Here is a 19,541-nt window from a genome sequence, read left to right as displayed (position 1 = left end):
ACCCGACGAGTGCTGATCCGCAGCGGCCCTCACTCGAGATCGTCTACGAGATCCCGATCAGAGGTCCCGATCAATCGTTGGGTGCTGTTCGGAGTTCGGATCCAGGTGGAGTCAACGTTTTCGGCTCGGTTGGTTTGGCCACCTGTTAGCGTGCGCGGATGGAAGATCTGGGACCCGTGGCTTGGCCGCCTGAGCCGATCAGGACCGAGAGGCTCGTGCTCCGTGAGCCCGAGACCCGGGACCGTGCGGCGTTCATCGAGCTGTTCGCCTCGCCAGAGGTGCACACCTACCTCGGCGGCCCCCGGCCGCGTGCCGAGCTTGAGCGCCAGATGCCCGAGGCGCCCGAGCGGCGGCCCGGGAACTTCGTCGTTGATCTCGACGGGTCGATGATCGGCCAGATCCTGCTCAGGAGAGCAACGGGACACCAGCGCCCGGCTGCCGCGGGGAAGGCCGATCTCGGCTACCTGTTCCTGCCGCGGGCGTGGGGATTCGGGTACGCGGCCGAGGCGTGCGCGGCGGCGCTCGACTGGCTCGCCGGCGCGCTTCCCGGCGAGCCGGTGGTGCTCACCACCCAGACCGCCAACGTCGGCTCGATGCGTCTCGCGGCGAAACTGGGGTTCACTGAGGTAGAGCGGTTCGAGGCCTGGGGCGCCGAGCAGTGGCTCGGCATGCGGTCCCCGGTCACGCCGTCCAGCTGAGTTCGCCACGGAACCGCCGGCGAGTACCCGCCCCTCCACGCACGAGCGGCCTGCGACCGCGACTTGCCCGCGCGCATGCCGTGGGCGTCACCTCTGTGCGGCAGCAAGCCCGCTGCCCGACGGATCTCCAAATGCGGTGGTCGGCCCGTGCCTCATGCGTGCCCCTTCCATGCCCGATCGAGCGGGAAACCACGGGGAATCACGGCGCGGAGCGGGCACCGCGCAGCACAACGGCCCCTGACCGATTCACCTGGTCAGGGGCCATTTCACATGGCGGTGGGTGTGGGATTTGAACCCACGGTGACTCGCGCCACGACGGTTTTCAAGACCGTTCCCTTAGGCCGCTCGGGCAACCCACCTCGGCCCCGGCCACCAGGGGCGGAGCGGGTACAGCGTACCGGGATCGAGCCGGATCGTGGCGGCGTGGTCCGTACGAGGTCCGCACGGGGTCCACTGACACTGTTTTCGCCCACCGGCGCTGTCGCCACCGATCAGCAGCCGTCTCCTGATCCGAGCCGACACGCGGGAGATCGGGTGCGTTATGAGCGCTTTCGTTCCCCCTGCCGGACAAGCGCCCGGTCGCTGGCGACGGGGGATGCGCCAACGACCGGGCTGCTGCCAGCGTAACAAGGCCGGTCGCGCGTCGGGAGACGACCGCTCGGCTCCCGGGGAGGGGCTGTGACCCGGATCACGGCGCCCGAGGTGGGGCTTTATCCGTTACCGACCGCACGGAAGCTTGTACGACAGGCGGGGCAGATACTCGTGCCATTTCTCCGGCGTCAGCACGCCCCGGGTGGTCGAGCAGATACGACGAATCGCCTCGTCGATGTCCAGGCTCCACAGCCGGACGGTATCGGCACCGCTCGACACTCCGAGCATGTGGCTGTTGGGGCTGAACGACAGGAAATTTCCTGTCTTGGCGTTGGGGCTCATCGACTGACCGATGGGGGCGGCCTCGGAGGGGACGGTGACGTTCCAGAGCCGGACCGTGTTGTCGTTGCCGCCGCTGGCCAGTGTGCGGCCGTCCTGACTGAACGTCAGCGATGCGACTGCTTCGGTGTGGCCCTTGAGGGGAGGGTGCGACCGCACGGCCTTGGGGGACTCGGTGATGTCCCAGAGCCGGACCGTGTCGTCGTCGCTGCCGCTGGCCAAAGTACGGCCGTCCGGGCTGAAGGCGAGGGCGTTGACGGGCCCCAGGTGCCCGGTGAGAGGCGCGCCGAGTCGGACGGCATGATGTGGGGCGGCCACGTTCCACAGCCGGACGGTGGCGTCCGCGCTGCCGCTGGCCAGGGTACGGCCGTCCGGGCTGAAGGCGAGAGTGTTGACGTAGCCCTTGTGACCGGTGAGTGGCACGCCGAGCGGATGAAGGCGGGATGGGTCGCCGACGTCCCACAACTGGATCGTGCGGTCGTCATGGGCTGTTGCCAGCGTGCGCCCGTCCGGGCTGAAGGCCAGCGCGCCGGGACCGGCGAATCGCGTGCGCAGTGCGACGGGCCGTCCGTAGGGCACGGGCCGGGTCGGGTCGGTGACGTTCCACAGCTGCACCGCGCTGCTTCCCGTCAGCATCGCGAGCGTGCGGCGGTCGGGGGAGAACGCCAGCGAATGGGTCACGTCGCCTGTCCCGGGTATGAACGGCTTGCCCAGCATTACGGGCCGGTCGGGAGTGTCCACGTTCCACAGCCGGATCTTTCCGTCGCGTGCGGCCGTGGCAAGCACCCGCCCGTCCGGGCGGAACGCTCCGATGCTGCCGATCATGTCCGACGTGGGTATCGACCACAGGCGAGCCTTGTTGTCGCCGCTGCCGGTGGCGAGGGTTCGCCCGTCGGGGCTGAAGCTCACGGTGTACATCTCGCCGCTGCTGCCGGTGAGCGACTCACCGACCTGCGACGGGTATGCCGGATCTCTGACGTTCCACAGACTCGCCGTGCTGTCCGCGCTGCCGGCGGCGAGCATCGTTCCGTCGGGGCTGAAGGCCACTGACCATACGGGACCGGTATGGCCGGTGAGCGGGACGCCGAGCGGTGTCGTGTGCCGTGGATCGGCCACGTTCCAGAGCTGGATGGTGTCGTCCGCGCTGCCGCTGGCGAGGGTGCGGCCGTCGGGGCTGAAGGCCACGGAGTGAACCGTGCCCTTGTGACTGGTGAGCACCACTTCGATCTGCCTCGGACGACGCGGATCGGCCATGTTCCACAGCCTGATCGTGCCATCGTCGCCACCGGCCGCCAGCGTCCGCCCGTCGGGGCTGAACGCCACGGAGCGCACGGCGGCGGTGTGGCCGGTCAAGGCGCGAAGCGCCCTCGGCCGACGTGGATCGCGCACGTCCCACAGACGAACGGTGTGGTCTTCACTGGCGGAGGCCAGGGTGTGTCCGTCGGGGCTGAAGGCAAGCAGGTAGACCGTGCCGGGACGGCCGGTCAGGGGCGCACCGAGCGGGTGCGGGCGTGCGGGATCCCGCACGTTCCACAGCCGGACCGTGCCATCGTCGGAAGCACTGGCGAGGGTGTGGCCGTCGGGGCTGAAGACGGCGCTGCTCACCCAGCTCGTGTGGGCGGTGAGGGGCTTACCCAGGAGCTTGGGGCGGGTCGGGTCGGACACGTTCCACAGTCGAACGGTCCGGTCGTAGCTGGCGGTGGCGAGGATCCGCCCGTCCGGGCTGAACGAGGTGAGATAGACGGCGCCGGTGTGACCGAGGAGCGGCGTGGCCAGCGGCGCGTTGACGGTCGATATCAGCCTGCTGTTCGTGCCCTTGTCGCGTGGTCGCAGGCGGTGTGCCACCAGGTCGAGTTGAGCGGACAACGATGGATCCGTGTACTGGACCCGATCGGCCTCGGCGAGCACCTGCTCGAACACGGCATCGTCCCGCTGCCGCCACGCGAGCGCCGCCGAACCGGCGGCCAGCACCGCCAGGACGACCAGAGCCGACACCGCGCCACGACTGATCCTGACCGTGCGCTTGCGCAGCCGTACGGAAGCAGCGAGGAACTCCACCGCACTCCTGGTCAAGGAGGCGCCACCGGTGGATTTCGCCCAGTCGTGGGCCTGCTCCAGACGCGAACCGCGGTAAAGCAGTGACGTGTCGCGGTTCGAGCTCTCCCAGGCCCTGCCGTCCTCCTCGAGTCGCTGGCGCAGCAGGTGGCCGTGCCTGTCCTCGTCGATCCAGTCACGCAGGCGCGGCCAGGCGTGGAGCAGCGCTTCATGGGTGATCTCCACGGTCTCCGCGTCGAGTGTCACCAACCGGGCGCGCACCAGCGCCTCGAGTGATTCCTCCGTCTTGCCGGGATCCGCGGATTCCTCCGCCAGTTGGCGCCGCGTCCCCCGCCTCCGGGTGGTCTGGGTGTCTTCGCCCAGCCGGACCAGCCTGAGGAGGAGCAGTCTCGCGGCCGTGCGTGCCGCGGGATCGAGGCCGGACCAGGCCCGCTCGGCGGTCGCCGCCACCGCTCCCTGGAATCCGCCCGCCGCGCGGTAGCCGGTCAGCGTCAGCCGTCCCGCCTTCCGTCGCTGCCACGTGGAGAGCAGCGCGTGGGAGAGAAGCGGCAACGCTCCCGCGTCATGCGCACCACGGGGGCCGCCGGCGCCGACTTCCCGGACGATCAGCTCCGCCAGCCCCGGCTCAAGTTCCAGCCCCACGGCCTTGGCCGGACCGGTCACCGCTTCACGCAGCTCCGTGGCGGTCAGCGGCCCGAGCACCATGTGACGGTGCTGCAGCGCGTCGGCCAGTTCGGGATATCCGAGGCATTGCTCGTAGAAGTCCGCGCGTACGCCGAGGACGACGAGGACGGGGGCTGCGTCCCCGGGCCCGGCGGGCGTGCACGCGGCATGGAGGAGCTGGATGAAGGTGCGTCTGTTCGCCTCGTCCGAGCAGAGGGTGAACGCCTCCTCGAACTGGTCCACGATGACAACCGGACGCGCGCCGGATGGCGTCTCGCGCCGCGCCCATGCCGTGACGGCCTCCCGCGCCACGTGAGCGAATTCCGAGGTGTGAGGTTCCTCCCCTGCCGGTCCCTCCGCGGTGGGAACGAGGTGCGCGAGTTCGGGTATCCGGCGGACCAGCTCCGCGGAAGGATCGCTTCCCGGCACAAACTGCAGGACCACGTCCCTCGCCCGGCTGGTCTCCTCGCCCGCTACGCCGTTCCGCAGCGCGGGCACCAAACCGGCGCTCAGCAGGGAGGACTTTCCCGCCCCTGAGGCGCCCACGAGCATGACCAGGCCGCCCGTCTTCTCCGCCGCGCGAAGCTGACCGACAAGGGCATCCGTGCTCCGCTCCCGGCCGAAGAACCATCGGGCGTCCTGCTGACGGTACGAGGCCAGCCCCCGGTAGGGGCACACAACGGGGACGGCGCTCGGCGTTCCGACCGGAGGTCGTTCCTCCTCGTCCGTGGATGTCGTCGAGCGATCGACGACCGGATCGGCGAGCGCTCGCTCCCACAGGTGCTGCCACTGGGTCAGGTCGTACAGGCCCTCGGACACGGGCGTGGGCCGCAAGCGCCGTGCCTGCGGGATCACGATGTGCAGTACCGCCGCGAGTGCGACGAACTGGGCAGGCACGTTCTTGGCCCGTCGCCAGTCGCTGATCCGCTGAGCGGACACCCGCACGGGGCGCCCGCGTTCGTCGATCCGCTGGAGCCGGTCGACCGCCTCGGCCACGCGCTTGAGGGGAGGGTTACCGGCCTCCTTGTACAGCAGCGCCAGACGTTCTGCGAAGGCTGTGCGTGCCCCTGAGTCGGAACTCAAGGCCTCCACTCCTTACTTTCCGCCACACCCGAACGTCCGGACCGGAAAACCCACTCTATACGCCTGACCTGCGGTTTAGTCGTCCGGTCGTGGCCGGAATCTCCTTGGCGGAAAGCGCAGATGGCAAGATCTCGACGCAGGAGCACATCAACCGGGCGTCGCCCGCCCAGGCCACCAGCTCCCGGAGAGACGACGCACGACGCCGCATGTTCTCGGCCGAATCACGCCGAAGTGACGGGACAGTGGCGGCGGTCTCACCGTGTGAGCTCGAGAGAGCCGTAGAGCCGGTCCCGACAGGACCGCTGTCGCACCGACCACGGTCCGGTTTCACCTGATCCGTACCGGTGCGGCGAGATCTACGCCGCCCCACCGTTCGGCACCGGTCCCCACGAGGGGAGGGACCGGTGCCGAACGACGCGGGCGTTGTCATCGCGGTCGCTGACGGAGTGCCGCTGTCGTACCGGTCACTTCGTACGCCTGCGGCGCCGGCGCTCACCGATCCGGGGTCTCGGGCCTGACAGGTCAACGGGCCGACAAGCCGGAAGCCGACGCCTCCGACCCCTGCCTGCGACTCCTCAAGGTGTCGGTCGCACCTCGCGCGGCTCCCCGGTCAGAAGGAAGACCCTCAGACGTGCTGTCCATCCCGTGGAGGCTGGTCAGTTGTCACCGACGCGGGATCCCAGGGTGAGGTCCACCGTGTGGGACCGGCCGTCGCGCTGGTAGGTGATCGTGACCGTGTCACCGGGCTTGTGGGTCCAGATCTCGCCGATCAGGGTCGGTCCGCTGTCGATCACCCTGTCGTCGAGCTTGGTGATCACGTCACCCGGCTTCAGGCCCGCCTTGTCCGCGGGGCCCGCCGTTTCGACCGCGGCGGAGCCGCCCGTGCCCTGGCTGGTGATCTTCGCCCCGCCCGAGGAGTCCTCCAGCGAGACCGAGGCTCCGATCTTCGCGTAGACCGGCTTGCCCGTCTTGATCAGCTGCTGGGCGACGTACTTGGCCTGGTTGATCGGGATCGCGAAGCCCAACCCGATCGAGCCGGACTGGCCGCTGCCGCCCAGACCGCCACTGCTCGTGGACTGGATCGCCGAGTTGATGCCGATGACCGCGCCCCGTGCGTCCAGGAGGGGACCACCGGAGTTGCCCGGGTTGATCGAGGCGTCGGTCTGCAGGGCACTCATGTACGACGCCCTGCTGCCGGAGCTGCCGTCGCTGGACGCCACCGGGCGGTTCTTGGCGCTGATGATGCCCGTGGTCACCGTGTTCGACAGGCCGAAGGGGGCGCCGATGGCGATCGTCGTGTCGCCGACCACCATCTTGTCCGAGTCACCGAGCGGAAGCGGCTTGAGGTCTGACGGGGCGTTCTTGAGCTTGATGACGGCGACGTCGTAGCCCTGTGCGTGCCCGATGATCTCGGCGTCGTACTTCTTGCCGTTGGGGAACGTCGCCGTCAGCTTGCCGCCGTCGACGGCTTCGGCGACGACATGGTTGTTGGTGACGATGTGGCCCTGGGTGTCGAAGACGAAACCCGTGCCGGTACCGCCCTGACCGTTGGCGCTCGCGGCCTCGATGGTGACGGTGCTCGGCAGCGCCTTGGCGGCCACACCCGCGATCGAGCCGGAGGGGACCTTGACGTCGCCGCCGCTGGTGGCGGCGGAGACGGTCGTCGAGCCGCCGGAGTCGCCGTTCTTGGCCAGCTGGTACCCGATGCCACCGCCCACACCGCCCGCGACCAGCGCGGCGACGAGGATCGCGGCGACCAGACCGCCACGGCCCTTCTTCGGCTTCGGGGCGGGCTGGTGGTACGAGGCACCCCACACGCCGCCCCCACCGCCGCCGCCATACGCGGGGGTGGCCGGCGGTGGCGGCCACCCCGCCTCGGCAGCCGGGGGGACGCCCGGCTGTCCTGCGGCCATGGGCGGGAACTGGCCCGTCGGCGCACCCTCCGGCTGCGGGACGCCCGCCGCGGCCGGCACACCTCCCACGGGCGGGGCGCCCACCGCGGCCGGAGCCGGGGTCCCACCGCTCGGCGCGTGCCCTTCGGAGGCCGCGCCCGGCACGGGAGCGGGAGCGTCCACCGGCACGGGAGGCGCGGACGGCGCCGGGGGTACCTCGGTGCCCTCGTTCTCGGTGCTCACAGCTCTTCTCCTCAGTTCCACAACTGTTTCTTCTGGGTCGCACTCGGCCGCACTCGCTCGCTCCGCGCGGTGCCGGGCGCGCTTCAGCTGTGCATGCGCTTGGTACGTGGACAAGCTTTTCCCACAGGGCGTCAGGGCACCATAAGCGGTGACTGTGGGTCCTCGACCTTTCTTTATATCGGACTCTGCCGAACAAAATTCTGCATTCCCGACACCTCGCCGACGTCCCGGCGTCGGCTTCCGGTCCCGCGCGCTCTCCTTGACGGTGGCACCATGACGCGGTGACCCTCGCACGACAGCACCCGATCCAGGTCGTCGCTCACCGCGGAGCCTCCGAAGAAGCCCCTGAGCACACCCTGGCCGCGTACAAGAAGGCGATCGAGGACGGCGCCGACGCCCTCGAGTGCGATGTCCGACTGACCGCGGACGGACATCTCGTCTGCGTCCACGACCGGCGCGTCAACCGTACGTCCAACGGCCGCGGCGCGGTCTCCGCCCTGGAACTCGCCGACCTCGCCGCCCTGGACTTCGGCTCCTGGAAGAGCCGCGACGAGGAACCGGACTGGGAGCACCGCCCGCAGGACCCCGAGGAGACCGCCGTCCTCACTCTGGAGCGCCTGCTCGAACTCGTCGCCGACGCCGGGCGCCCCGTCGACCTGGCCATCGAGACCAAACACCCGACGCGCTGGGCCGGGCAGGTCGAGGAGCGGCTGTTGCACCTGTTGAAGCGGTTCGGGCTGGAGGCCCCGCAGTCGCCGGCCGAGTCGCCGGTACGGATCATGAGCTTCTCGGCACGCTCGCTGCACCGCGTGCGGGCCGCCTCTCCGGCCCTGCCGACCGTCTATCTGCTGCAGTTCCTCTCCCCCCGGCTGCGCGACGGACGACTGCCCGCCGGTGTCCGGATCGCAGGCCCTTCGATGCGGATCGTGCGCAGTCACCCGGGGTACATCCAGCGCCTGAAGCAGGTGGGACACCAGGTGCACGTGTGGACCGTGAACAAGCCAGAAGACGTCGATCTCTGCGTCGAGCTGGGCGTCGACGCCATCATCACCAACCGCCCGCGCGCGGTGCTGCACCAGCTCGGCCGCTGAGCGCCCGTCCGCCGCAGACCCCGCCGTAAGGGCTGAAATCCAGCCAATTAACTACAGAGAGTGCACCGGCGCGTTCGTTCCGTGTCGGACCGTCACGAGTGCGTCACCACACGCACGGGGGTCGGTTTCCGGCCCAGTTCCGTGGGGCATTCACACGGTGGCGTGGGGCGAAGGAGGTCTCGGGGGTGGCGTTGGTGGTGGCACAGGAGGTGCCCACGTCGTCGAGCATGGCCGTACCCCATGGTCCTGCGGGCGTGGGGGAGGCAAGACACCGGATGCGCGATCAGTTGCGGACCGGTGGCGTGTCGGAATCGGTCATCGACGACGCCGTATTGATCCTTTCGGAACTACTCAGCAATGCCTGTCGCCATGGCAGGCCGCTCGGCGACAGCCTGGCGGGGGACGGAGACGTACGCGCCGCGTGGCGCTTCGACACCTCGGGACGACTCACGGTCGAGGTGACGGACGGCGGGGGTCCGACCCGTCCGGTTCCGGCGACACCCTCGGTCACCGCGCACGGTGGTCGCGGGCTGAACATCATCACGGCACTGGCCGAGGACTGGGGAGTCCGGGACGACGCCCGCGGCGAGGTCACGGTCTGGGTCGTCGTCCAGGACGACACCGGCTCCGCGCACCGTCGTGACGACTTCGCCACGCGCGTGACGGCGCCCTCCGTATCGGCCGACCTGGACTTCGCGGACGCGTTCGACGAAGTCGACTGAGCCGTTCCCGGTGACGCGCGCACAGCGGGCACAGCGGGCACAGCGCACGGAGCGGTGGACGTGGTGTCGTGGTCCTCTTCGCGAGCCCGAGGCGGGCCGGGACACGCGGTACGGGGTCCCGGCCGGGAGGCGCCAAGCCGAGGCGCGTGCCCTCACGGGCACGCGGCCCGGACCGGGTCGGAACATTCTCTTCCGGGACGGCCCGGTGCGTTGTCCACAAGATCCCGTCGGTCGGCGTACGAGCGGCTAGGCTCGCGCCCGTACGAAACGAGCCGTAACCGGGAGACACCCACGATGGCCAAGAAGCGACCCCAGACCAAGGCCAAGCGCCCGCAGCCCGCCCCTGGTGCCCGTGCCGCGGGTACTGATGGGAACGTTCCGGTCGTCGGCGCCCGCGAGCCCTGCCCCTGCGGCAGCGGCCGCCGCTACAAGGCCTGTCACGGCCGGGCCGCCGCGCACGCGGTGACGGAGCTGGTGCAGCGCCCGTTCGAGGGACTCCCCGGCGAGTGCGACTGGGTGGCGCTGCGCGAGCTGGTGCCGGCGGCGACCGCCGAGCTGAAGCTCAAGGGCGACCTCCCCGAGGGCATCCCGTCGGTCACGCTCGCGACGGTCCTGCCGATGGCCTGGCCGGCGCTGCGCCGCGACGACGGCTCGGTCCTGCTCGGCCTGCAGAACGACACGGCGTCGGGCGACATCAGCCGCGACCTCGCGGACACGCTTCAGCGCGCCCTCACCGTGGCACCCGGCACTCCGGTGCAGGGCCGCCGCGCCCCGGCCGACGGCCCGCGGCTGCAGGACCTGCTGGACCCCGAAGGCACCTTCGAGCCGGTGGTGCACAGCGGCTTCGAGTTCTGGGTCCCGGACATGGAGAACGCGACACCTGAGGTGACCGCCTCTCTGGAGCGGGCCAACGAGGCCGCCATCCCCACCGTGAAGATCACGGCCGTGGACGCCGCCTACTGGTGCCAGACCCCGGAGAAGAACCACCTGCGGTGGGTCATGCCGCACCCCGAGGAGCGACTCCTGGACGCCCTGGCCCGGCTGCACGCGGCCGGGCAGTCGAGCCTCGGCGAGGGTACGCGCCTGGTCGGCTCCTTCCGCGCGCACGGGCTCACGGTGCCGGTCTGGGACCTGCCGAGCGACATGGGGGCGGAGGACGTCGAGAAGCCGGTGGCCGAGTTCGCCGAGCGCCTCGCGGCCGCCCTGGCGTCGGACACGCCGCTCACCGCGGACGAGCGCCGGGCGCGTGGCGGGCTGACCAACCGACAGGTGACGCTCAGCTGACGCACTGCGTGGACTGACCGACCGGTCAGCCCCTCATGGCCCCTTCGGGCAGGTGACTCCTGTCACAATCCACGGTTGTGGCAGGTAGGCCGGTGTCCGAATAGCCGAGATCGAATTTGCGAAAAGCCGATCTCTTGTTACCGTTCAAGTAGCCCGGTTGCTGGTGCATCCCCCGTCGCCAGCAACCGGGCCTTTCCATGTGCTGATACGTGTACGGAACACGGATCAACTGCCTTACGACGCCGCCGCGTTACTGTCCGTCCAGATCGGCCGCGTCGCTTCCGGAGCGCAGCAGCAGCGGTCCGTCCCCGTCGCCCCGGGCGAACTCCGCGACCGCCGAGTACGCCGCCTTGTCGCCCGTCATGGCCAGCCGCGGTGTCTCGCAGGTCTTCGGGCCGCCCCCCACGCCCACCGCGCAGCGCATCTCGACGGCGCGTCCGCCGGGCCCCATGACGCTCAAGAAGGAACTCAGCTCTATGCCGGTGGCGTTGCGATAGTACGTGCGCGCCCAGGCGACCCGCCCCTGGGTCAGGACACAGGTCTGCGCGTGAATACCGTCGACGGAGGAGAATTCCGGCCCGCAACGGGCGGCGGTGGCGAGACCCAGCCCCCACGACTGGGAAGGGGAGGGAACCGGAAGCTTCGCCTCTTCACGCGCGGGCGGGAAGACCACCACGTGCTCGGCATCGCCGACAGGGCCGGCGGACGCCACGGCGAGCGGCAGCGCGGCCGCGGCCGACACCAGACCCATGAGCGCGAGCAGACGGGCCCTGCGAGGGTCGGGCCGACCGGCACGGACCGGCGAGCGCCATCCGGGCCCCTGTTCCCCGCACCCCCCAGGACGAAACAGCATGAGGTCGAAGATATCGACCGTTCATGGGCGCCCAGTTCGCCGCGCGCCCGACACCCCTAGGACTCAGGTGCGCTCACACCCGTACGAGTGAGGGCCGCCACGACCGCGTCCACGACGGCCTCCACGTCGGGAACCCAGGGCGAGGCGGACCCGGGCAGCGGTGCCCGCTCCCAGCGAACCTCCCCGTGACCCGTCTCGGAGGGGGGCAACGCCAGATAGCCACCCTCGCCGTGGAAGCGCAGCGACCCCGGAACGAAGTCCTTGGCACAGAGCAACTCACCCAACTGCTCCATGGAATACGGCGCCACGAGGATCGCCCAGCGGTGCGGTGCAGCCACGACCGGCCCGAGGCGCATGCCCTTGCGGTCGAGCGCGGCAAGCGCGCGAGAGGCCGCGAGGGCGGGCAGGCTCACCGCGCAAGGTGCCCTGCCCCCGGTGGCCAGCACGATGGGTGCGGTAGGCCGATTGCTCCACCACCAGCGCACCATGCGCTCATCGGTGGTGGCCGCGAGCAGTCCGGGGTCGAAGGGGTGCGCGCCGGGCACGGTGCACTCCGGGTCGGGGCACCCACAACGGGCGCGCCCCTGCGGGTCCGGTGCCACACCCGGGAGAACGGGCCACTGCCATGCGGTCGCGAAGGTCAGGGCCGCGCCGATCACCTCAGGCCTCCCGCCGTTCCGCCTGGACAGGAGCCTGCGTCGCCTTCCGAGGATCTCGCGCATGAGCGCTCGTTCCTTTCCGTTGCACGCCTGGCAACACGAGGGCCACATCACACCATGTGTCGATCATTTCGCTGTGCGTACCTAATGGCGCATCACGCCCCTGTCCTCGACAGGGGGAACCACTGAGGGTCGAACTCTGACTGCGTCCGCGTCCGTACTGCGCCCATCACCAAGATGGGCCGGGCGCGGGGTGGCGGCGCCTGGCGTTTCGCCGTCCCGCTCTTACTCGCCGCCTCCGACGCGGGAGGATGGGGCTCGGCCGTCAGTGGTTAAGACGCCCGGGTTCGGCGCGAGGTTCCGGGTGTCCCCCAACCACCCCTGGCCTTCACCGAGTACGTACCCACCACGACCGTTGTGACGCTCTGCCGAACGGAGCCAGTCGACCGCAAGAGGGCGACACCCGAGGCCGTTTCAGGCCAACTTTCCTTCTGGGTAAGAACGCAGGAAAGCCCCACGGACACCAGGAATCCCGGCAGGACAATGCTGGACATCCCCTCACGAGTGCGTGTACATGTGGAGATACTGCTCGCGGCGCAGAATGACATGGGGGTTTTGCGATGCTTTCGAGCAATGGGCGCCGGTCCGAAAGCCGGACGCCATGAACGCCCCTCATCCATCGAAAGTGGCCGGAATCGATTCAACGGTTCCCTCACCGGCACACACTGTCGCGCCGACACCTGCACTCTCGGCCGCCTCAGCGGCCCCGGCAGACCCCGGGGCCGTCCTCCAGGACCGGCTCGCCGGCTGGGTCTCCGACCTGACGACCCTCCACGAACTCACCGAACGCCTGGCGCGCACGGACTCACTCGCCGAAGCGCTCCAGGAACTGCTGCGCGCCGGGGCCGCCCTCGTGGGTGCCCGGCGTGGCCTCGTCGTGCTGGAGCCGTGCGACGGTCTCGGCCCCGACACCACGATCGGCCTGGGGCTGGGGCGCGCCGACCTCGGGCACATCGAGACCGTGCCGCGCAGTTCCCTGTCGTACGGCAGGATCCTCGACGGGCTGCCGGGCGGCGAGCGCGAGATCGCCCAGCCCGATCTGTTCTCCGAGGAGGGGCTCGACCCCCGCCACCGCGAGGTGGCCGCCCGGCTCGGCTACGCCGCGAGCTACGCACTCCCCCTGTCCACCGATGCCGCGGGCCGTCTCGGCGCCGCCGTGTGGCTCTATGACGAGCCCGCCGAACCGGTCGAACGCCGACGTCACCTCGTCGGCCTGTACGCGCGCTACGCGACCGAGCACCTGGCGCGGCTGGTCGAAGTCGAGCGCACGCGCGCGTACATGACGACGATCTCCGAGGAGCTGCTGCCCTCCCGGTTGCCCCGGGTCGCCGGCGTCCAGCTCGCCGCCCGGCGCCGCACCGGTGCGCGGGGAGGCGGCGACTGGTACGACGCGCTGCCGCTGCCCGACGCCGCGCTCGGTCTCGCGGTCGGGTCCGTGACCGGGTCCGGCGCCGGCACCGTCGCCGCCATGGGCCGACTGCGGGCCTCCCTGCGCGCCTACGCCGTGATGGAGGGCGAGGACCCGGTCGCCGTCCTGTCGGACCTGGAACTGCTGCTGAGGCTCACCGAACCCGCCCGTTCGGCCACCGCCCTGTTCGCGTACTGCGAGCCCGCGCCGCGCAAGCTCACCCTCGCCGGGGCCGGGCACAGCCCGCCACTGGTGATCGGCCCGCGGCGCACGGAGTTCGTGGAGACCACCCTGTCGGCACCCCTGGGGATGCTGGCCTGCTGGGAGGCGCCGAGCATCGAGCTGACCGCGGAGCCCGGCGAGACCGTGCTGCTCTACACCGACGGACTGCTGCGCCGCACCGGCGACCCCACGGACCGCGCCTTCGCCCGGCTGCACGCGGCGGCCGCGAGCGTGCCGCGGCCCTTGCGCACCGACCCCGGGGCCGTTGCCGACCATGTACTGCGGAGCGTGCTGCCGGGCGGGCTGGACGGGACGGACGGCACGGAGGACGTGGTGCTGCTGGCGGCACGGTTCGAGTGACTCCCCGGTACCGCGCGCCAACCTCCCGGTAACAGACCTTCCGGCCCTGGGCCCCCTTCGGTACGACCGTACGATGGGGAAGGCCCAGTGCCGTAGCGAGGAGGATGACCGTGGCAGAAGAGCTCCCGGAGACCCCGGAGACTGCCGAAGAAGAGCCGATCAAGCAGCGCAAGAACGGCCTGTACCCGGGCGTGTCCGACGAGCTGGCCGAGAACATGAAGTCCGGCTGGGCCGACACCGAGCTGCACGACCTGCAGCCGATCGCCCAGTCCGCCGAGACCGCGGCCCGCCGCGCCACGCTCTCCGCACGCTTCCCCGGCGAGCGTCTGGTGATTCCCGCGGGCAATCTGAAGACCCGCTCCAACGACACCGAGTACGCCTTCCGCGCGTCCGTCGAGTACGCGTACCTCACGGGCAACCAGACCGAGGACGGCGTCCTCGTACTGGAGCCGACGACCGCCCCGGACGGGACGAAGGGCCACCGGGGGACGATCTACCTGCTGCCCCGCTCCAACCGTGAGAACGGCGAGTTCTGGCTGTCCGGCCAGGGCGAGCTGTGGGTGGGCCGCCGACACTCGCTCACCGAGGCCGAACAGTTGTACGGCATCCCGGCGTCGGACGTGCGCGAGCTGCCGCAGAAGCTGACCGAGGCCACCGGACCGGTCCGCGTGGTCCGCGGGTACGACGCCGGTATCGAGGCCGCCCTGCACGACAAGGTGACCGCCGAGCGGGACGAGGAGCTGCGCGTCTTCCTCTCCGAGATGCGCGTGGTCAAGGACGCGTTCGAGATCGGTGAGCTGCAGAAGGCCGTCGACTCGACCGTGCGCGGCTTCGAAGACGTGGTGAAGGTCCTCGACAAGGCGGAGGCCACCTCCGAGCGCTACATCGAAGGAACGTTCTTCCTCCGCGCGCGCATCGAGGGCAACGACGTCGGCTACGGCTCTATCTGCGCCTCCGGCCCGCACGCCTGCACGCTGCACTGGGTGCGCAACGACGGCCCGGTCCGCTCCGGCGACCTGCTCCTGCTGGACGCGGGCGTGGAGACCCACACGTACTACACCGCCGACGTCACGCGCACGCTGCCGGTCAACGGCACCTACAGCGAGCTCCAGAAGAAGATCTACGACGCCGTCTTCGAGGCTCAGGAGGCCGGTATCGCCGCGGTGAAGCCGGGCGCCAAGTACCGCGACTTCCACGACGCCGCACAGCGTGTGCTGGCCGAGAAGCTGGTCGAGTGGGGCCTGGTCGAGGGCCCGGTGGAGCGGGTCCTGGAACTGGGCCTGCAGCGCCGCTGGACCCTGCACGGCACGGGCCACATGCTCGGCATGGACGTCCACGACTGCGCGGCCGCGCGGACGGAGACGTACGTGGACGGCACGCTGGAGCCGGGCATGGTGCTCACCGTCGAGCCGGGCCTGTACTTCCAGGCGGACGACCTGACCGTTCCGGAGGAGTACCGCGGGATCGGTGTCCGCATCGAGGACGACATCCTGGTCACGGAGGACGGCAACCGGAACCTGTCGGCCGGCCTGCCGCGCCGCTCCGACGAGGTCGAGACGTGGATGGCGTCCCTGAAGGGCTGACGCTGAGCTGACCGGGCCGTCAGAAGCTGTGGGTCAACTGCGGGCGATCACTGGTGGTCGCCCGCAGTTCTCGCCCGTACGGCCACCAGAGGGCGTCCTCCGGTCATTTCAGGATCTTGTCGAAGCGCACCACGGCCCCGCCATGACCCGGTTCGTTGCCGATGTGGACATGGTCGGCGAGTTCCTGGATGAGACAGAGGCCCCGTCCGTGCTCGGCGTCGGCGTGTGCGGGCCGACGCGTGGGACGGGGTCTGCCGGAGGGGAAACCCGGCCCCGAGTCGGCGACCTCGATGCGGCACCTCTCACCGTCGACATAGGCGGTGACCCGGTACTCCTCGAGCGTGTCGCCGTGGGCGCCGTCGCCGCCGTGCTCGACCGCGTTGGCGCAGGCCTCGCTGAGGGCGACGGAGAGGTCGTGGGAAACGTCCGGGTCGACGCCCGCGCTCTCCATCGTCCCCAGCAGGAGCCGTCGGGCGAGCGGCACGCTCGCGGCTTCTCGCGGCAGATGGAGTGACCACCAGATGCTCATGCTCCAGCCTCCTGGCCGCGGCTCGACATACCGTTACGTATTACCGCGAGTGCCCGCAGGCAATCACCCGGTCGACCAGATCCCGCCCGTGCGGCGGATGCGCGGGGAGCCCGGATCGATGTATACGCCGATGCCCTCGCCAGGGCGTGACCTTCCGGGTCCGCGGTCCGATCAGCACATATACGCCACCTTGTGGACCTGCCGTATGAAGCCGGTCGGGCCAGTGGGATGATGAGGCCGCCATGAGTGCCCTTGACCAGCGCACGGCGCGTACCGGATGTGATCTCCGGATTCTGCGGGCCGCGGTGTTCGCCGCGGTCTGCGTCGCGCTGGCCGCGGCCGGGCACGGGCTCGCCTCCTGCGCCACCGTTCCACTGTGGACGCTGGGCGCGGGTTTCCTCGGCGTGTTCGTCGTCGCCGCCGCGCTGGCGGGGCGCGAGCGCTCACTGCCGGGCATCGTCGCGGTCCTCGCGATGGGCCAGGCCGTGCTGCACACGCTTTTCGGGCTCGGACAGCACTCCTCAGCCGCGTCGATGACGTCGGGCGCCGTGCCCACGGCCGATGCCACGCTCGTGGAGCGGGCCGCGCGCATCATGTGCGGTACCACCGTGGCGGCGATCTCCCCCGCGCAGGCCCAGAAGATCCTCACCGACGCGCGGCTCGGCACAGGTACGGGCCCCGCCGCCCCGCATCACCCGGCGGACGCCCTTTCCTTCACGGGTGGTCCGTGGTGGTCGATGCTGCCGTCCCTCCACATGCTGCTCGCCCACGTCCTCGCGGGCATCGCGGCCGGCTGGGTGCTGCGCCGCGGGGACATGGCGCTGCTGCGGCTCATCCGGCTGTCGGCGCACGGAGTCGCGGAGGGGTCGCTGCTCCGCTCCCTGAAGCTCGTGTTCGCTCTTGTGCGCGTCCTGCTGGGAGGGCTCCCCGAAGCGGGGCCGCGCGCCCCGCGCACCTGGTTCCTCGTACCGCCGAAGCCGCGCACGGCCGCGCTGCGACACACGGTGATCCGCCGCGGACCGCCTTCCTCCACTTCCCTCGTCCTCGCTGTCTGACGCGACGCGCCGCTCCACTCGTCCATGCCGAGGGGCCGCCGTCGTGCGGCACGCGCGCGTGCCCGGGGCCCCCACCGGAGCGTGGCCCCGCGTACCCATCCCGTCAACGGACTTCTCACTCGAAGTGGAGTGCTCTCTGTCATGAAGGCCATCAAGTCATCCCCGAAGGTTTCCCGTCTGGCCGCCGTCGGCGCCGCGGCCGCATCGGCCGTCCTCGTCCTGTCCACGCCCGCGTTCGCGCACGTGAGTGTGCAGCCGGAGGGCGAGGCCGCCAAGGGCGGGTACGTGGTCGTCGACTTCAAGGTCCCGAACGAGCGGGACAACGCCTCGACCACGAAGCTCGAGGTCAGCTTCCCGGCCGACCACCCGCTCGCCTCGGTGATGCCGCAGCCGATCGAGGGCTGGGACGCGCACGTCACCAAGTCCAAGCTCGACAAGCCGCTCACCCTGCACGGACAGCAGATCGACAAGGCCGTCACCAAGGTCACCTGGACCGCCACCGGCAAGGGCATCCAGCCGGGCTACTTCCAGAAGTTCCCGCTCTCGATCGGCCCGCTCCCCGAGAACACCGACCAGCTCGTCTTCAAGGCCCTCCAGACGTACTCCAACAAGGAGATCACACGCTGGATCGAGCCGCAGAAGAAGGGCCAGCCGGAGCCCGGCAACCCTGCCCCGGTGCTCGAACTGACCACCGCCTCGGCCTCCGACCACCATGACTCCACGGCCGAGGACGCCTCCGCCTCCGACCAGCCCGGCTCCACGGCGACGGCCACCGGCGACCAGAGTGACACCACCGCCCGGGTCCTCGGCATCGTCGGCATCGTCATCGGCGCGGCGGGCGTCGCGTACGGCGTTCTGGCCGGCCGCCGGCGTACCGCCGGCAACGCCTGACGCCCACGGCTCATCCCCGGTCCGCGCCGGATCCGTACGACACCGCCACGAGGCACCGCGTACGGCTCCGGCGCTCACCGACCCCCTCATATCTGGGACATTTCTCCATGCGCAAGAAGAAGACGCTCACCGCGGCCGGCCTCCTCGTCGCCGTCGCGTTCACCCTCTCCGCCTGCGGGTCCGACGGCCAAAGCGGCAATCCCGTCACCGACGTCTCGGCCGAGACCGGCTCGGACAAGGCCGCCACCGTGCTCGACCAGCCGTTCGAGAAGCCGGATCTCGTCCTCACCGACACCCACGGCAAGAAGTACGACTTCCGTGCCGAGACCAAGGGCAAGCCGACACTGATCTACTTCGGCTACACCCACTGCCCCGACGTCTGCCCGCTGACGATGAGCAACCTCGCCGTCGCCAAGAAGGCGGTGGAGCAGAGCAAGCAGCTCACCCAGGCGCAGAAGGACTCGCTGCGGATCGTGTTCGTCACCACCGACCCGAAGCGCGACACCTCCGCGGCTCTCGGCGCATGGCTCAAGGGCATCGACCCCGACACCGTGGGCCTGACCGGTGACTTCGCCACCATCCAGGCCGGCGCCCGCACCCTCGGCATCAGCATCGAGGCACCGAGGAAGGAGAAGGACGGCAAGATCGTCTCCACCCACGGCAGCCAGGTCATCGCGTTCTCACCGAAGACCGACGCCGGCTATGTGCTGTACGGCGAGGACGCCACCGCCGACGACTACACCAAGGACCTCCCCAAGATCATCAAGGGGGAGAAGCCGTGAACCTCCGCCTCTCCCTGGCCGCCGCCGCGGCAACGGCGGCAGGACTGATACTCGCCGGCTGCGGCAGCACGGACGGCTCGTCCTCGGCCAAACCGGAGTTGAAGGTCACCGGTGCCTACATGCCCGTGCCCGTCAGCAGCGACATGGCCGGCGGCTTCTTCACCGTCACCAACTCCGGCGGTGCCGACACCCTCACCTCCGTCACCAGCAGCCTCGCCGAAGACATCACGATGCACTCCACCCAGGACGGCGCGATGCACGAGGAGAAGTCATTCGCCGTGCCCGCGAACGGCACGCTCGACCTCGCACGCGGCGGCAATCACCTCATGTTCGAGAAGCTCACCCACAAGCCGAAGCAGGGCGAGAGGGTGTCGGTCCGGCTGCACTTCGCCAAATCCGGAACGATCACGGTCGACATGCCGGTGAAACCGGCCACGTACACCCCGAAGACCGGCCACTCGCACTGAGGGAGAGACCA

15 protein-coding genes and 1 tRNA gene are annotated in these 19,541 nt (G+C 70.2%); 10 read left to right on the top strand and 6 right to left on the bottom strand.

All coding sequences use genetic code 11. From position 1 onward, the window contains the following. Positions 1 to 158: 158 nt before the first annotated feature. Positions 159 to 698 carry a GNAT family N-acetyltransferase gene (locus ACWDEX_RS06465; RefSeq protein WP_450462070.1) on the top strand — a complete coding sequence of 180 codons (540 nt, stop codon included), beginning with the start codon at positions 159 to 161 and terminating at the stop codon, positions 696 to 698. A gap of 271 nt (positions 699 to 969) precedes the next feature. Here the strand turns inward: ACWDEX_RS06465 and ACWDEX_RS06460 are convergent. From ACWDEX_RS06460 to ACWDEX_RS06450, 3 genes are all read right to left on the bottom strand, one after another. Continuing rightward, a tRNA-Ser gene (locus ACWDEX_RS06460) sits at positions 970 to 1,057 on the bottom strand. A 358-nt stretch (positions 1,058 to 1,415) separates the two neighbouring features. Next, positions 1,416 to 5,438 carry an nSTAND1 domain-containing NTPase gene (locus ACWDEX_RS06455; protein WP_450462068.1) on the bottom strand — a complete coding sequence of 1,341 codons (4,023 nt, stop codon included), beginning with the start codon at positions 5,436 to 5,438 and terminating at the stop codon, positions 1,416 to 1,418. A 647-nt stretch (positions 5,439 to 6,085) separates the two neighbouring features. Further along, complete coding sequence (locus tag ACWDEX_RS06450) at positions 6,086 to 7,564, bottom strand: S1C family serine protease (protein WP_450462067.1); 1,479 nt, start codon at positions 7,562 to 7,564, stop codon at positions 6,086 to 6,088. 281 nt (positions 7,565 to 7,845) lie between these two features. Between ACWDEX_RS06450 and ACWDEX_RS06445 the strand changes: the two genes are divergently transcribed. From ACWDEX_RS06445 to ACWDEX_RS06435, 3 genes are all read left to right on the top strand, one after another. After that, positions 7,846 to 8,655 carry a glycerophosphodiester phosphodiesterase gene (locus ACWDEX_RS06445; protein ID WP_450462066.1) on the top strand — a complete coding sequence of 270 codons (810 nt, stop codon included), beginning with the start codon at positions 7,846 to 7,848 and terminating at the stop codon, positions 8,653 to 8,655. Between the two features lie 98 nt (positions 8,656 to 8,753). Beyond that, the gene (locus ACWDEX_RS06440; RefSeq protein ID WP_450462065.1) at positions 8,754 to 9,377 is read left to right on the top strand and encodes an ATP-binding protein; all 624 of its coding nucleotides are present in this window, start codon (positions 8,754 to 8,756) and stop codon (positions 9,375 to 9,377) included. A gap of 294 nt (positions 9,378 to 9,671) precedes the next feature. Then, the gene (locus ACWDEX_RS06435; protein WP_450462064.1) at positions 9,672 to 10,661 is read left to right on the top strand and encodes a DUF5926 family protein; all 990 of its coding nucleotides are present in this window, start codon (positions 9,672 to 9,674) and stop codon (positions 10,659 to 10,661) included. Between the two features lie 250 nt (positions 10,662 to 10,911). On the opposite strand, the gene ACWDEX_RS06430 is transcribed toward ACWDEX_RS06435, so the two are convergent. Then, complete coding sequence (locus ACWDEX_RS06430) at positions 10,912 to 11,412, bottom strand: hypothetical protein (protein WP_450462063.1); 501 nt, start codon at positions 11,410 to 11,412, stop codon at positions 10,912 to 10,914. A 158-nt stretch (positions 11,413 to 11,570) separates the two neighbouring features. Continuing rightward, entirely contained in the window at positions 11,571 to 12,236 is a 666-nt protein-coding gene (locus ACWDEX_RS06425; protein ID WP_450462062.1) for a bifunctional DNA primase/polymerase, read from the bottom strand. 622 nt (positions 12,237 to 12,858) lie between these two features. Here ACWDEX_RS06425 and ACWDEX_RS06420 point away from each other — a divergent pair. Together ACWDEX_RS06420 and ACWDEX_RS06415 are read left to right on the top strand one after the other, a co-directional pair. Next, on the top strand, positions 12,859 to 14,223 hold the full coding sequence (locus ACWDEX_RS06420) for a PP2C family protein-serine/threonine phosphatase (RefSeq protein WP_450462061.1): 1,365 nt from the start codon (positions 12,859 to 12,861) through the stop codon (positions 14,221 to 14,223). 104 nt (positions 14,224 to 14,327) lie between these two features. Continuing rightward, positions 14,328 to 15,806, top strand: coding sequence for an aminopeptidase P family protein (locus ACWDEX_RS06415; protein ID WP_450462060.1), 1,479 nt, complete (start codon positions 14,328 to 14,330; stop codon positions 15,804 to 15,806). 103 nt (positions 15,807 to 15,909) lie between these two features. Here the strand turns inward: ACWDEX_RS06415 and ACWDEX_RS06410 are convergent, their stop codons facing one another. Beyond that, a complete protein-coding gene (locus ACWDEX_RS06410; protein WP_450462059.1) occupies positions 15,910 to 16,335 on the bottom strand; it encodes an ATP-binding protein in 426 nt (141 codons plus the stop codon). Between the two features lie 242 nt (positions 16,336 to 16,577). On the opposite strand from ACWDEX_RS06410, the gene ACWDEX_RS06405 reads away from it, so the two are divergent. The 4 genes from ACWDEX_RS06405 (at position 16,578) to ACWDEX_RS06390 (ending at position 19,530) form a co-directional block, all read left to right on the top strand. Beyond that, positions 16,578 to 17,390 carry a hypothetical protein gene (locus ACWDEX_RS06405; protein WP_450462058.1) on the top strand — a complete coding sequence of 271 codons (813 nt, stop codon included), beginning with the start codon at positions 16,578 to 16,580 and terminating at the stop codon, positions 17,388 to 17,390. 141 nt (positions 17,391 to 17,531) lie between these two features. After that, positions 17,532 to 18,281, top strand: a complete 750-nt coding sequence (locus tag ACWDEX_RS06400) for a YcnI family copper-binding membrane protein (protein ID WP_450462057.1) — start codon at positions 17,532 to 17,534, stop codon at positions 18,279 to 18,281. A gap of 107 nt (positions 18,282 to 18,388) precedes the next feature. After that, entirely contained in the window at positions 18,389 to 19,063 is a 675-nt protein-coding gene (locus ACWDEX_RS06395; protein WP_450462056.1) for an SCO family protein, read from the top strand. Continuing rightward, on the top strand, positions 19,060 to 19,530 hold the full coding sequence (locus tag ACWDEX_RS06390; protein WP_450462055.1) for a copper chaperone PCu(A)C: 471 nt from the start codon (positions 19,060 to 19,062) through the stop codon (positions 19,528 to 19,530). Before ACWDEX_RS06395 ends, ACWDEX_RS06390 begins: the two co-directional genes overlap by 4 nt. Positions 19,531 to 19,541: the final 11 nt, after the last annotated feature.

Source organism: Streptomyces sp. NPDC001020, from assembly GCF_053599115.1.
The sequence above is the reverse complement of the archived record's forward strand: the minus strand, read 5'-3'. Positions and strand labels throughout refer to the sequence as shown.